Raw genomic sequence first — 15,259 nt, 5'->3', positions numbered from 1 at the left:
CCATGACGAAGTTGAAGCTCGGCCCGATCATGGAGGAAAAGCCGGTCAAGGCCACGCTGGAGCTACCGGCGGCGCTGCATCGCGATCTCATGGCCTATGCTGAGGTGCTGGGACGACAGACTGGGCAGCCGGTGCGCGATCCTGTACAGCTCATCGTACCGATGCTGGAACGTTTCATTGCGACCGATCGCGGATTCGCCAAAGCCCGCCGAACGAAACCCGGCGGCGATGCTGGCTCATAATGCTGCACCCTGACGACGCGCCATCATCTTCGCCATGCTGACAAAGCGCCTGAGCGCCGGGTTATCGTTCTTCGGCGACCACACGCCACTGAAGGGAAGAACCTCTCCGGTGATCGGCCTGTAACAGATACCCGGCACATAGGCCGCCGTCGTTGCCTCGCTGGTCACGGTAAGCCCGCTACCTATTGCGACAAGCGTCAGCAGATTATCGCGCCCGACAAACTGCGATTGAATCTTCGGGTGGTGGCCGAGGTCAGCGACCCGCTGCACGAGATAGTCATGGACCTCCTGCCCCGGAGGCGCGTCGCTCACGATGAACGTCTCGTTTGCGAGATCGTGCCAGCTCACTTCGTCCCTTTGAACTAGCGCATGCGCTTCGGGCAGCACCACGAAAACGCGCTCGGACCAAAAATGCGCTGTTTCGCATCGCGGCCATTCTGAGGTGCCGGTCAGAAAGGCGATGTCCAATCGGAACTGCCGGATCGCCGCGACATGCTCTGCCGGATTGCCGTCCGCGACCTCAAGATGGACGCCCGCATGCTCTTCGGCGAAGCGCCGCAGCAGATCGGGGAGAAAACCGGACGCGAGCGACGAGAAAATGCCTATGCGGAGATGACCTTCTTTGGCACGGCCCACCGCATCCACGATCTCGGCACCTTCGTTGATATAGCGAAGAACCTTTCGAGCTCTGGATAACAACCGCTGCCCTGCCACCGTTAGGCACACACCCCCACTATGACGGTGGAACAACGCCGAGCCGAGCCCGTCTTCCATGTCGCGAATCCGGCGACTGATCGTAGACTCCTGCACACCAAGCGCCGCACCCGCCTTTCGAAAGCTTCCATGATCTGAAGCGGCAACGAAGTAACGCAGATGTCGAAAGTTCATACACTCACCTGAAGTTCGTCCTGCTAGATCCTTTTCCTGATTGCTTGAGGGAATCGCTGGGAAACCCGCTAACACGAAATTCTAACGCCGTTACAAAGTCCGAAATGGCGTTCCCTGACGCGCAGAGAACGCCAATCGGGCGTTATTCCACCGACTTTTCTATGAAGCCGAGGGTATTGGCGTTCTCGACAAGCGTCCGCACCTTGGCTCGGTCAAGACCGCCGGGCACATCCGCTTCGATCTCGAGTCTGAGCTTGACCTGACTACCGGGCAGCGTCGTGAGCTGTTCGACGATCGCTTCGACGATCTGATGGATGTCCCGCGCAGGCCTCTCCGGTGAGATCATTACCGCGCCGATGAACCGCGTCGGCCTTCTTTCGACGGGCGACCCGGCAGTGGGGCTGTCCGTGGATTGACCGCTGGGGAGTGCTGGGCTGTCGCCAGGCACCACAGGCGCGTCACCAGATCCGGGCTGCGCCGGCGCTGGACGATGCGCTTCGGCGACATCGGGTTTGACGATGACGCTGTCGCTGTCGATGACCACCGGCGCGTGGCCGGCCCGTTCGATCGCCAGCCCCAGATAGGTATCCGACTTCTCGTCCCATCGCTCGGCATAGGAGAACGGCCCTGGCAGCATCCCGCTCACGGCGGCCTGCACGGCCTTGACCAGCACGTCCTGTCCCTTGAGGCGTGGCAGGTAGATATAGCGGTTGAGATATTCCCGCAGGTCCTTCAGCGACAGGTGCGGTTTGTCATTCCAAATATACTTCTGAAGATCGCGGTCGAGACGCGACGGCCCCAGTTCGATAAGCAAGCCTTCTTCGGCCACCAGCTTCTTGCTGGCTCTCGCCAGCAACCCGTCCTGGGCGGGAATCTTGCCTGACACCCATTCCCAATCGGCCTGGGCGCTCTCCTGCACTGGGTAGTGCAGATAACACCACGCCTCCTTCAGACGCGTCTTCATCGTCTCGTTCGCCTCAGCCAGCTTGGCTTTGGCCAGCGCGCTGTCGCTCTGGGTCAGGTTGAGCCGCTCTGTATCGCGAACGATCTCTGTCCAGGCCAGCGAGGCGCGCACGGCGTCTTTCAGATGATCGAGCTGGCGGGTTTCCGCAGCGATGAACACCAGCATGTTGCGATAGACGCGCGGTGTGCTGCCGCGCTGCATGAGGATGTCCTTCGCTTCGACCAGCGCATCGGACCCATCACGTCCGCTGTGCGGATATTTGACGCCGAGCACCACGGCGCGCACGCCGCCGGCTTCATCGGGAACTTCGGCCGAGGACGCAGGCGCCACCTGAACGGCGTCGAAATGCCCGCGATCGGTGAGGCTATTCACATATTTGCCGAGTTCGGCGTCGATGGTCACATCGACCAGCGCCGCCTCGATCTGCGCCGCCTTGTCCGCCGCGATACGGTTGAGACTCGCCGACATCGAGTACCAGTAGCGGCCGAGATCGGCGTGCATGAATTTGGCCTGATTGGTCAGCCGGCGCAGCGCATCGCCGAAGATCGCCGGACGCTCGCCGGGCTGCACGACGCCGAGATTGATCTGCTTGTCATCGAGGCCGGTGTTTTGCTGCTGGTGCGTCGGCGCTGTGCCCATGAAGATCGCACGCGCGACCCGCCTCGTCGCCGAGTAGCGGTTCAGGTTGGGCGCGGATTGATCAACCTTGTAGGGGGTGGACGCCGTGCCATCGACATCGCCGGCGATGATCGATTGCCAGCTGACGTCGAGATAGTGGAGCAGTTCCGGTTCCACGCGCGGCGAACTCACCGCCACGCTGCCTGGCATGATCATCACCGACGGATCGGCGTTCATCCAAAGCTCGTGGATCGCTTGCGCCATCAGGCGCAGAACGCCACGTGTGCGCTGGAACTTTTCGAGCGAGCCCCAGCTCGTATAGAGCCGGTCGAACAGCTCGGGATGGATCGGATAGGCCTTCTCCAGCTTGCGCCGGTAGTCCTCATCGGCGCAGCCCTGCGGGAAATCGTTGGCGTTCTCGCGATAGAGCTTGGCGAATTGCTTGAGCGTATTGTCACGGTGATGGAACTTGTCGCCGGGGATTTCCTTGAACAGCCGCCGCCGGACGATCTCGTAGCTCTCTTCCTGGCTTGCCGGACGCCATGAGGACTCCACACGGCTGAACGTCTGCTTCAGACGCGCGAGCGCTTCCTGGCCGCCTTCGCCGCCGACCTCGATCTGCGACGCCGGCAAGGAGGCGACCAACAAGGTGCCGGGACTGGCCTTGACCGCCTCGGTCAGCGACTGGACGAAGGAGAGATTGGCGTCGAACGACCCCGACGGCAGCCCCTCGACCTTGTAGATTTGCCGCAGATAGGCGACCCACTCGTCGATCAGGATCAGGCACGGCGCGTATTTGTTGAAGAGGGTTTCAAGCAGATGCGAGCCCGGCGCGATGCCGCTGGCGTCATTCTCCGCCACCATGGCGAAGCCCTCGGCGCCACCGAGCTGCCAAGCCAGTTCCCCCCACGTTGTGCGGATCTTCAGGCCGCCATCGGCATTGAGGACGTCCTGCGGTCCGCGCGACGTGCCAACCAGCACCGCCCGGTTGACGCCCTTGGGAACGGTCAGCCCCTGCTTGTCGAGCAACTGGTCGAGTCCCGACAGGTCCTGCACCGGCGTCGGGCCGGCCATGTGATAGAGCGCCAGCATCGAGTGGGTCTTGCCGCCGCCGAAATTGGTTTGCAGTTCGACGACCGGATCGCCGCCGCTGCCGGACAGCCGCTTGGCGGCGCCGATCAGCAGTGCGCTCAACCCTTCCGTCAGATAAGTGCGGCTGAAGAACTGCTTAGGATCGCGGTACTCCGGGGGCGCGCTGCCGGAGTGGACTTTGGCGAGGTCGGCGGCGAACTCGGCTTGCTGAAACTCGCCGGTGGCGACGTCCTGGTGCGGCTCGACCACCTCGCGCCACGGCAGCAGGCCCGCGACCGTCTCGACCGAGATGTCGAGGCGCTGAGTCTTCCGCCGCTCCTCATTTCGTGCCAACTCGCTGAACTTCGTGCGCAGGATGGTGTCGCGCATTTTCGAGAGCTGTTCGGCGGTCTCGCCAGCGCTGATCGCCTCCATGAGACGGCGCATCGTATCGAGGGCGCGCTCGGCATCATCGTAGGTGAAGTTCTCATTGTGCGAGAGCTTGTTGCGCACATCGCCCAGCTCATTCACCAGCGATCGTTCGGCACGACCAAGGACGGCCTTGAACGCTTCGGACCAGAAACGGTCCATTGCGTTGAACAGCGCGGCCTGATCCCAGCCGACTTCGCCGTTGCTGTTGGGGCGCAGGTTCGGCAGCTTCTCCAGAACCTGGACCTGCCAGTGCCCCTTGAGAGAGGTTTCGAGCCGCTTTTCGACGAAGGGGATCAGCGCCGACGGCAGCAGTTCCATACCCTCGAACACATATTGGCGCGTACTTTTTGCCACGTTCTATACCCCTTCAAATATCCAGCCGGATCTGACGATCCCCGCTCGTGTCGTGGATGGCCGCCGCCGCCTTGGTCAGTTCCGTCCAATCGGCGATCAGGGCGTTGTAGGCTGTGGCCTCCTTCGCATCCTTCCGCTTGTTGGCGCTGATGTCATAGAGGCAGTAAGCGAGATCCTTCACGGCCTCGGCCTGGGTGTTGATCTTCTTCAGTAGGACGGCGGTGTCGTTGGAGATGCCGTCCTTCTCGTGCTGTCGGACCAGATGTTGGAGGCACTCCCACACCGTCAGGTGGCGGTCCTCCTCCGGGTTCCAATCGTCGTCCAGTTCGTCGCGCGACAGGATTCGGACCTTGCCGGCGGCGCTTTCGACGATGCCTGCATGTTTGACGCTTTCGACCGAAATCCCGCGCGCGCGGGCGAGGCTGTCAGCGGTTCCATAGTCGCCCTTGGCCATGCCGTGCTGTTCAAACCACGTGATCGCAAAGCGCGTGTCGCCATCGAACTCGCCCTGGATTCCACCAAGGTACTCGTCCAGCTCCTTGTTAATGAGCTGAAGAGCCGTTTTCACACTCATCGGGCTGTCATCGGATTCCAGCACCGCCTTGTAGCGGGAGAACACGCCCATGCCGGGTCCGATGGCCGATTGGGGCATGTCTGCAGGCGCAATGTTGGCGGCCTGAAGCTCGGCAATAGCGGGTGGCAATTCGCGTTTCAACCCGCGAATAAATTCGGCACGAGTGATGATCTCGGCCGTTGCTTCCTTCTTCCGGCAAACGAGGACGACCGAGTTGGCTAATGCGTTGGTGCCAGTGGCAACAATCCTACCAGGGCTTTCAGTTCGCACAGGCCAGGTGCCAACAACTGAGAACCCCGCGTTTATTACCGCCTGCAAAAAGGTTGCCCAGCCAGTTGAGCTGATGCCTTCTTGCTCAACTTCACTTTGCTTGAATGCATAGTATATGGTTGTTGGAAATGCTAAAGAAGCATGACTTGCCATGCGCCCCACGGCAGAACTCATACCTTCTAAGAAAAACGAGTCAGCCGCCTCTTGGGTGCCATATCTATTTCGAGTTGCAACAAGCTCTTCAGCTTTTGGCGTGGATAGAATACTAAAAAGCGATGGATCAACACCCATAAGCGCTCGCCGCAGCCAGACAAAGAAAAAGTCTGATAGGTCGGCATATTCAATATTATCGTAATATGGCGGGTCAGTGGAAATTACTACGCCAGTCGGATAAGGTGCTTCTGTTGCGGATGACTGACATATGCTTCCGATTCTTTCTGCCGGAAGCTCAGAAACGACTTTAGAAATCTTGTCGATCGGCGTAAGCCAATTTCCCGCCGAATCGGAAAAGAAGTTCACTTCAGCGAAATCCCAAGCCATCGGAATGCCTTGACGCGCGAAAGTCTCTCGCAGCGCGCCCCGATCACTCATCCAACTGGTTACGCTTGATCCCAGATTTGTTAATTTGGAGATGGCAAAAGCGAGATAGACACTTACGGCCTCGGCATATGCGAAGGCCCCTCTTGCGCCGCTCACAAGTTGTTCCGCTCCTGGCGCTAATCCGCTTCTCTCACCTGCACTTTGAATTTCATTCCTGACCTCTTTGAGTAATTCGCTAAATGTAAGAAGCGCAACCCTTTGACGGTTAGTGAAATAGTCTGCGAAGGTATTGAACCCGTAGCGCCGCCCTTGCGCGTTGCTGGCGAAGGTGCCTCGGCATGGAACTTGTAAATGGCTGACATCAAATTCCTGCACCAAATTTGCTGCATTTCTAACAGCCTCTGACTGCTCGTGAGCATTGGCATCTACGTAGATTCTCCCGCCTTTACCTTCCGCAACAATTGCCAGGAGTTTCTGCCCCACCTTTCCCGCAGCGGCCTGCTTGTCCACGTAGGATCCAGAGATCGGCGTCTCAGAGAGAAGGCAGCGAAACACGGCGCGCCCAGCCTTGGTGCCATCTTTTGCCTTGGCTATTTCCGCCTTCGTGCCGCCGTACCTGACCCGATACGTAATTGTCTTGGCTTGTCGGTCGACTATGGGCTCGACCCACGCCTCTTTCCCGGCTTTCGAACTCACGAGGAAGGTCGATGCGATCGGCACCTGAACGTCCGAGAACGCAGGGTCCGGGCTGGGCACCGTCCTTGTCCAAATCCAGGCGATAACGGTTGCCTTGCCGCCACCCCTTTCCTTCGGCAAATCGACCAGCGGGTAGAGATGCCCGATGCGCTCCCACGCCTTCTCGCGCATCCATTCGCCATAGAATTTGACGTCCTCGGCCAGTCCCTCGGCGTTGCGATAGAATTGCCGGTCCATGACGCCGGGATGGACGGGTTTCTTGTCCTTGAACTTCGGCGGGATCTCGATCATCGCCTTGCCGATCATCACCGCCACCGGGTTCAGGTCCGACCCATAGGCGGGCAGGCCGAGGCGTTGCGCCTCGAGCGGAATCGAACCGCCGCCGGAGAATGGATCGTAGACTGGCGGCAACTCCCCGCCGCAGCTCTTGCGAATTTCGGCGCGGGCGCGCTCCAGCACCTCCTCGTTGGTCGAGTTCTCCCAGATCACCAGCTCCTCAATGATTCCGAACAGCCGCTTGCGCTCGATGTCGGCCGCGCAATCCTCCAGTGTCGGCTCTGGCGTATCGGGCACATTCCCCTGCGCGTCGGCCTTGCGGTCGCGCCATACCTTGAGACGCAGAGTTAGGTCCGTCTCGGCCTGCTTACGGATTTTCGCATCCTTCAGCAGCGTGTCTGCATAGCCCGAGGGATCATCGACCAACTGCGCGAACAGCACCGCCCGGCACGCCGCCAGCGGTCGCCGCGCCCACCAGAGATGCAGCGTGGACGGGTGCCCATGCCGGATCGACTTTTCGCGTGCGGAGGCAGCGTTGATCGCTTCGAGCGGGATCGCAACCTCGATCAGTTTCTTCTTCGTGTTAGTCGTCGAGGTCATAAACAAGCCTGTACGTTGCGGGGTGGATGGTAAGCTCGCCGTCGTCGCGCAGTGCGCGCAGCCGGACACCCGTCATCTCGACGGTCTCACCCTCGGGGTTGATGAGAATGAAGGAATAGATGTCCGGCTTCTGATCCAGCAGCCCCCAGACATCGGCTTCAAGCTGGAGCGGTTCATGCTCCAGGCAATGTTCCTTCGGGTAATAGTGGCGCAGAATCTCACCGTTGGCCGAACGGCGCTCCCACGGAAAGCGCGTGCCGTTCGCGCGGCCGATCCAGCTACCGTCCGCGTGATAGAAGCGGTCTTCGCCGTCGGCCTTGTAGCCCTGGCCCAACGCAAACCGCGCCATGACGCTCGGACGGGGAGGCTTTGGCGCGGCACTGGACCTGATCGCCACCTCCGTTTCGATCAGCTCTCGATCCAACTCCCCCGTCTGCGGCGCGGGTTCGGGCTGTGCCGCAGGTTCGTCGTCCTTGGTCAGGTGGAGATCATCTACATCGCCGGGCTCGGCGTCGCTACGCGCGTCTTTGGCAACCCCGTCGATGCCATCGTCATCGCTGAGAGCGGTGTCGGGCTGGGCCTCGGCGGTCGACGCGGCGACGAGTTGCTCAGGGGCGAGCGTGAAGTTTTCCTCGAGATATTCCCTAATGTCCTCGGGCGGCCGCTCGAACGCATAGGCCAGCGCCGCACGAATGTCCGCACTCAGGTTCCTGCCGATCTCTTCCGGGACCCGCTTGGCGAGCTTGGCCTTTGACAGCGGACTGACGAACAGCTTGCGCTCGAGCCACAAGATGTCGGTGAGCCGCGCCGTACCTGCGGGGACGCCATCGAGATAGGGAACCGCCTCCAGCTTGTGGGTCTGGACCCAGCTCGTCGCCGCGATCGCTTCCGCCAGCGCCCGCACACGCTCGGTCTCGGCGGCATCGGCAAGCTCAATCCGTCCGAGTTGGGTTCCGAACGCCGTGAGCCAGGCGCGGCGATCTTCCATGCCGGCCAGTAGCGACGGCTGGTTGAAGTGTTCCTCGACGAGGTCCGATAAGGCCGGCAACGCTGAGAATGGCGGCGCCTGCACTGTCTCCCCCGACAGCCGCTGAAAATCGGCGGTCTTGCGCTTGACCCATTCGTGCAGATGGCTCCACCGGAACAGAGTCTGCATGCTCAGGCCATAGGCAAGCGTCTCGACCGGCGCCCACTCGCCCACGAGGTTCAGCCAGTGTCCGCGCTCCTCCCAGATGCGGACCGGGTACCGGACCAGCAAGGTGCGAACACGCCGGGCGTCGTCGGCCGACAGCGCTTTCCCCGAAACCAGAGTGCCCAGCCATTGCAACGCCAGGTCCGCAGAAGGGCGATCCGCAACACCGATACGATGCCAGAGGCTGAGATCGAGCACTGACGCGCGCACGACCGCCGCGCCGGGAACATCCTCCTCGTCCCCCGCCAGGAACACGCCGCCGGACGTCAACCACGTCCCGTCCTGGGCGAGGATCAATTTCTCCGCCTTGAAGGCGTTTCTGATGTCCTGCGCGGCGGCGGTCGAGCATCCGTCGAGCATCTGATCCAGGCGACGATACCACTTCTCGACCTCATGGGCCGGAGCCTTGTCCGATTTCGCCAGGGCGCGCAGCCGGTCGAGCAAACGTCCGGGACCGCTCGGCGTGCTGCGAACCCCAAGAAGGTCGAGCAACGGGCGGGTGGTTTCGCGATCGAGCAGCCCATGCACAAAGGGCTCGACGTCGATCAACGCCTCCGTCTCCGGCGTCCTGCGCACCAGATCCGCCGGGAGCTGCATCATGTTGCGTGTGTCGGGAAGGCAGGGTTTGGCCCGCAGCTTCAGCAGCCAGTCTGGGAGCAGCCGTTCTGATGAGACCGATCGCGTGGACCCCGTGGTCGCCACCTGCGAAAGGCGAGCGCTGACGGCCCGCGACCAATAAGTATCACGTTGATCCAGGATCTTGCCGACGATCTTCGCCCAGATACCTGCGTCAGTCTTCGACAGACTCTCCCAATGCCGCCAATAGTCCGAGGGAAAGTCCCAGTCCTCAATGACGAACTGGTTGGTGACATAAGGATAATAGAGCGCGCTGCGCGCTCCACGCGCTTGCGCCTCCGCTGTAAGTTGCTGTCGCCCGTAAAGGCTCTGCCGCTTCTGCGCCAGCGGCGCCATCGTCTGAAGCCCCGAACGGCCAGACGACACCCAGCGAAGCCAATCCTCCCTGGTGCAGGAATTGAAGCTCGCCACATAGTCGCCGTGCAGGAGCTGCGTCTTTCGGACGGACTCCGGCAGCAACTCCTCCAGCGCGCCATTCTCGTCGAACAACACGTCCTTGCCGATCGGCCGCAGCTTCAGGTCGGCGCAGGCATACCGGAAGGCGTCGCCGATCGTGACGCCCAGCTTGGCCGCGATTTGGGCAAGCTGGACACACTCGGCGAGCTTCGGCTGACCGGAGCTGAAATAATCGGCGGCGACCCGCTCGATCACGGCGTTGACGTCGCTCGTCCCGTCGAGGCCGATCTCCTCCAGCACCGCGAAGGCCGCCTCAACGGGATCGTTGTGGCTTTCGCTCTCCACCTTGTCGCGGCGCTGCTCGGCAAGAAACCGGGGCCAGTTCTGATTGAGGACGATCAGATGGCTGGCGAGAAACTCCCAATCCGCTTCCGACTGAAGCAGCTTCTTCTCGCCTAGCCGCACGATCTCCGATGCCGCGTAGAGCACCTCCTTACCCTGCACCGGCACGATCCGGAGGGCGTCCGCATCGTGACACTGCCAGCCCGTAACCTCGGGCGCGATATAGACCCACAAGTTCAATAGGTGTCGCCAGGTCGCGGGTCGCGGCAGATGATTGCTGCGCAAACGCTCAAGCAAATCGGACTTGGAGAACTCCTCGACCAGACCCCAGTGAACGAGCTTGGTCCGGTTCTTGGCCGATACATGCTGGCACAGCGCCGGCCGGGAGTTGGCGTCGAGCAATGCCATGGCCTGGTCAGCCGGCCAGATGTCGAAAATCGGCCGGGGGACGGTGATCGCAGCCTTCACCTCGACCAGTCGCCCCTCCTCGGTCAGGAGGATCAACCTGCCTTCGACGGCCGCGTCAAACGCCAGTTCGACGATCGCGCCGCACGCTCCTTCGAGCGTGGCCGCTTCTCGATCGACATCCGGCAGTAGGCCATAGGCGGCCGCCCGATCTTGCGGGCCGGTCTTGGTCTGCCCCAGCCATTCCATCATAGCGCTGGCGGCTAACTCGCCGGCCCGGTTCAAGAGCCAGCGATTGGTCGGCGAGGTCTCCGGGTCTTTGATCTTGAGACGCGCCGGGTCCTGGATGAAAGGTGCGTTGCAGGCGAAAGGCAGCGTTGTTTCAACGCCGGTCGGCAGCACGACATAGAGTCGGCCCTTCGCGCCCAGCACGATCTCCACCCGGCAGGGCGGGAAATCACCACTATCCTCGGCCCCCAGCATCCGTTCATTGCGGATCTCATCGAGCGCTTCGGCCGGGAAGGCTTCCTCGCCCGACCGCACCAACAGAAAGGGGCTGTCCGCTTTCTCATCCAAGGCCATCCACTCGCTCTCGGCGATGGGGCCGGGACCGAGGCTCTGCCAATGCACTTCATTGTCGCCGACCCGAAGGCGGCGGATTTTCTTGAAAAAGAGGAGTGAAACAGGGCTCTTCAGCCATTCTTCAAGGTTTTTCTCCACCTCACGACGCAGCAGCGCGTCGGCAATCGCCACTTCGACGCGCGTCGTCCCCGACGTCAGATCATGGCTGTCGATCCAATGCGGCTGCGTGAATCGCGCGCGCTCGAAGGCGACCGCCAGCGTCGGCGTGAAAAGCTCGACACGATCACCCAGGCTGAACGTGCTCTTAAACCCGATTCCCCGAAACCCGATCGTGTGAAGCGCGCGCTTGTTGGAATAGCCGAAGCGGCAAATCGACGCGAAGTGAGCCTCGACGAAGTCCTCGCCGTTATGTTCGAACACAAAGCGGTCGTTCTCGATCGACACACGCGCTTCACTGGCGCCGGCGTCGTCGGCGTTCTGGAGCAACTCGGATAGGATATGCCGCGGGCTCTGCACCTGCTTGAAGAGCTGGTGCCAAGGGCCGGCAAGCTCCGGGTCGGCCTCAAGCTGATCCCATCGCTTGCTGGCACGCTCCTGGATTTGCTCGAAGTAATCAGGCCAACCCACCGAGGTTGCCGCCACATGAAGAGCCGCCGTCATAGCGGAACCTCGGCACGCTCCAGCAAGCGGCGCAGATCAAACTGGATCGCGGTTTCAAGGAAGGACGGCTCGCGATCGACCAGGGCGCCGCGCACATAGCGCGGTTCATGGGCGAACCCGCCGCTGACCGACACGACCGCCAGGATGAACTTCTCCGGCTCGTGCAGGGAGGTGATGACCTCCTGCCGCGTGATCATCACGCTGTCCGCGCCGTCTATGCGGCCCTTGACCTCGATGAAGCGCAGATGGCCGGACTTCGGATCGAGCGAAGCGATGTCGTAGCCGATCTTTTGGGCGGAAACGTCTGCCGGCTGATTCCCCAACGCACGCTCAGCCGCCATGACGGCTTCCATCGCCGCCAGCTCGATCACACGGCGCGCAGCGGAGTCCGCGGCGAAGTGGTTCGGAACGCCCTGCGACGCGGCAGGCGATTGGCGTGCCTCCAGCAGGCCGCGCGGGACGACTACCATGCCGCCCCGCACGCGCGGCGGCTGCGATGAAATGAAACGCTCCCGCTCAAGCTGGTCCATGCGGCGCTTCTGACGTTCCGCAAGGTCTTCGGCCCTGCGCTGCGCGTTCTGCCAGTTCACCCGCGTCTTCTTGCCGGCGCGCTCCTCCTCCTTCAGCTCGAAGGCGCGCGAGTCCCAGTAATTGATCTCCTTTTTCAGCCGCGCGCGAACTTCCTGCTCGACCTTTTCGATCTCCGGTAGCCGCCGTGCCTTGACCTCGGCGACATGGCCTTGGGCCAATTCGACCGTCGCAAACCGGATCGCGGCCTTCTCCAGGTCGGTGCTCAGCCAGCTCTCGTCCAGAAGGTCGCGCACGCTGTCGACCTCCTCCGCCGTGGCAGGGCGCAGGTTCAAGTGCGGAGCGATACCGGCGTTGACGGTGCTTCCGGCCTTGTCGATCGCGGCAAACTGGAGCCGCTGCGAAATCACATGCGGCTTGCCGGCGCTGGTGACGCGGCCATCCTGGACGATGTGCTCCAGCAGAAAGATCGCCGACAGCGCATCGCCGGCATCGGTATCATCCACCAGAATCGCGCCTTGGCGCATGATCTGCTCATACTGTTCGCGTATCAGACTGATGACAGCTTCGAGCAGTGGATGGCCGGGGCAAACGAAGGCAGCGACCGGCTGCTGGTTGATCTTGTCCTTCTCGAAGCAGATCCGCTCATATTGCGTCTGGATCGGCGCGCCGGTCCCGATCTGACGATCCCGCTCGCGGATGCGCACAGGCACATGGGCGATCTCCCAGCGCCCCTCCTCGCGGCGCTTGATGCGACCGCCCAGATGCTGGAACGCCTCGACGAAGAAGCTCTGGACGTGGTGCGGCTGGAGACGCAGTGCGTCGGCGCGTTCCATTTCAAGCCGCAACTCCTCGACCCTGCCCTCCGGCATGGTGTCGTTGGTCAGAGCGCGGCGACGCAACAATTCGAGCAGATGTGCCTGATCGACCGCGCCATCGACTTGCTGGAACAGACGCGCCTTTACCTCTTCCTTCTCGCCATACTGGATCGCCTCAAACAGCAGATCCTTGAGCGCCACGCCGTCGAACAATTCGCCGAGCACGTCATAGACACGGCCGCCCAGCGCCTCGCGTGCTGCCTCCAGCTTCTCAAGCAGACGGGCATAAACCTCACCCTCGCGCGTGTCGGCCGCGACCAGATTCCAAAGATGACAAACCTCGGTCTGGCCGATGCGGTGGATACGGCCGAACCGCTGCTCGATCTTGTTGGGATTCCACGGCAAGTCGTAATTGACCATGAGGTGGCCGCGCTGAAGGTTCACGCCCTCGCCCGCCGCGTCGTTGGCGATGAGGACCAGCATGTCCTTATCCTGCATGAAGCGCTCGACGACCTTGCGTCGCTCTTCGCGCGACACCCCGCCGTGGATCACTTCCACGGCCTCGGGATTTCCAAGCCGCGCCCGCACCTTGTCGAGCAGGTAGTGCAACGTGTCCTTGGGTTCGGTGAAGATGATCAGCTTGCGGCGATTGCCGGCGGAATCAATCATGAGATCGTCGTCGAGGATACGATTGAGCTGGCTCCACTTCGTATCCACGCCGGAGCGCAGCACGCCGAGCGCCATCGTCTCCAGGCCCTTCAGCGTCTCAACTTCCAACGCGAGCTGCTCAACCGTCTCGGCCGTCGTCGCGCCCGTCGAGATCAGATCCTCAAGCTCGTCGATCTCCTCCTGGCCATATTCCTCGATATTGCGCAGCATATCGGCGTTGATCGCCGGCTCACCCATGCCCGCCCGGCGGCCCTTGGCGGCAAGGCGCGCCTCACCCAGCTCGTTTTCTAGCCGTTCGCGCCGTCGCTTGAGGGACTGGTAAATGGCGGCCGGCGACGATGCGAGACGCCGCTGGAGAATCTGCAAGGCGAAGCCGACATTATTGCGCTTCTTCCCATCGCCTTCGGCGAACCGCTGCACGCGGTTCATCTCAGTGCGCACATATTCGGTGACGGCGGTGTAGAGCGCGGCCTCCCCTTCCGAGAGCTGATATTTGACGGTGCGCGCCCGCCGTTCCGGGAAGAGCGGCCGGCCATCGAACTTCAGCAGTTCCTCCTTGGTCAGCCGCCTCATCATGTCTTCGGTATCGGCATAGTGGACGCCATCCCGGAACCGGCCCTCAAACCGATCACCGTCGAGCAACGCCATGAAAAGCTGGAAATCCTCTTCCTTGCCATTGTGCGGCGTCGCCGACATCAGCAGCAGATGCCGGCAGACTTGGCCGAGCTTCTGACCGACCTGATAGCGGCGCGTATATTTGACCTCGCCACCAAAATAGGTGGCCGACATGCGATGCGCCTCGTCGCAGATGATCAGGTCCCATTCGCGCGCGCTCATGAGCTTCTCCTGAAGCTCCTCGTTGCGCGCCAGCACGTCGAGACGGACGATCAGCCGATCCCGGTCGCTGAACGGATTGCCCGACCGCGAGTTCTCGATCATGTCGCGGGAGAGGATATCGAATTCAAGATTGAACTTCTGGCCGAGTTCGTCCTGCCACTGCTCGACCAGGCCGCCCGGCGCGACAACGAGGCATCGCTCCAGATCGCTACGGGCGATCAGTTCCTTCATCAATAGCCCGGCCATAATCGTCTTGCCGGCGCCGGGATCGTCGGCAAGGAGGAAGCGAAGCGGCTGCCGCGGCAGCATCTCGCCATAAACGGCAGAGATCTGGTGCGGCAGCGGGTCGACCAGGCTGGTGTGGATGGCGAGATACGGATCGAAATAGTGCGCCAACTTGATGCGGTTGGCTTCCGTCACCAGACGCAGCAACGCACCGTCCGCGTCGAACGACCAGGGCCGGCCGTTCTGTTCGATCTCCAGACGGTGCTCGTCGTCGCGATAAAGAACCGCCTCCGCCACCGCGCCGTTGTGATCGCGGAAGACGACGCTGACCGCCTGATCGCCGATCCAATCGACCGAAATGACATGCACGGCCTGTGCCGAGGCAACGCCTCGCACGGATGCGCCGTTCTTTATCTCTTCAAGCCTTGCCCCCATCAGTCAGCG

6 protein-coding genes are annotated in these 15,259 nt (G+C 61.8%); 1 reads left to right on the top strand and 5 read right to left on the bottom strand.

Annotated features, from left to right (window positions below; all coding sequences use genetic code 11):
• The first annotated feature begins 2 nt into the window (after nucleotides 1-2).
• Nucleotides 3-242 (top strand): DUF2274 domain-containing protein, encoded by a 240-nt coding sequence (locus tag AQY21_RS03740; RefSeq protein WP_058096463.1) that lies wholly within the window; start codon nucleotides 3-5, stop codon nucleotides 240-242.
• On the opposite strand, the gene AQY21_RS03735 is transcribed toward AQY21_RS03740, so the two are convergent.
• The 5 genes from AQY21_RS03735 to AQY21_RS03715 form a co-directional block, all read right to left on the bottom strand.
• Nucleotides 237-1,130, bottom strand: a complete 894-nt coding sequence (locus AQY21_RS03735) for a LysR family transcriptional regulator (protein ID WP_058096462.1) — start codon at nucleotides 1,128-1,130, stop codon at nucleotides 237-239. The two genes, AQY21_RS03740 and AQY21_RS03735, sit on opposite strands and share 6 nt — an antisense overlap.
• A 142-nt stretch (nucleotides 1,131-1,272) precedes the next feature.
• Entirely contained in the window at nucleotides 1,273-4,569 is a 3,297-nt protein-coding gene (locus AQY21_RS03730) for a DUF499 domain-containing protein (protein ID WP_058096461.1), read from the bottom strand.
• A gap of 13 nt (nucleotides 4,570-4,582) precedes the next feature.
• Nucleotides 4,583-7,525, bottom strand: a complete 2,943-nt coding sequence (locus tag AQY21_RS03725) for a DUF1156 domain-containing protein (protein WP_058096460.1) — start codon at nucleotides 7,523-7,525, stop codon at nucleotides 4,583-4,585.
• A complete protein-coding gene (locus tag AQY21_RS03720; protein WP_058096459.1) occupies nucleotides 7,509-11,738 on the bottom strand; it encodes a sacsin N-terminal ATP-binding-like domain-containing protein in 4,230 nt (1,409 codons plus the stop codon). The genes AQY21_RS03725 and AQY21_RS03720 overlap by 17 nt, the downstream gene beginning before the upstream one ends.
• Entirely contained in the window at nucleotides 11,735-15,250 is a 3,516-nt protein-coding gene (locus tag AQY21_RS03715; protein WP_058096458.1) for a helicase-related protein, read from the bottom strand. Before AQY21_RS03715 ends, AQY21_RS03720 begins: the two co-directional genes overlap by 4 nt.
• Nucleotides 15,251-15,259: the final 9 nt, after the last annotated feature.

The organism is Paracoccus sp. MKU1 (genome assembly GCF_001447385.1).
GTDB lineage: Bacteria > Pseudomonadota > Alphaproteobacteria > Rhodobacterales > Rhodobacteraceae > Paracoccus.
This window is presented reverse-complemented; position numbering and strand designations above follow the sequence as displayed.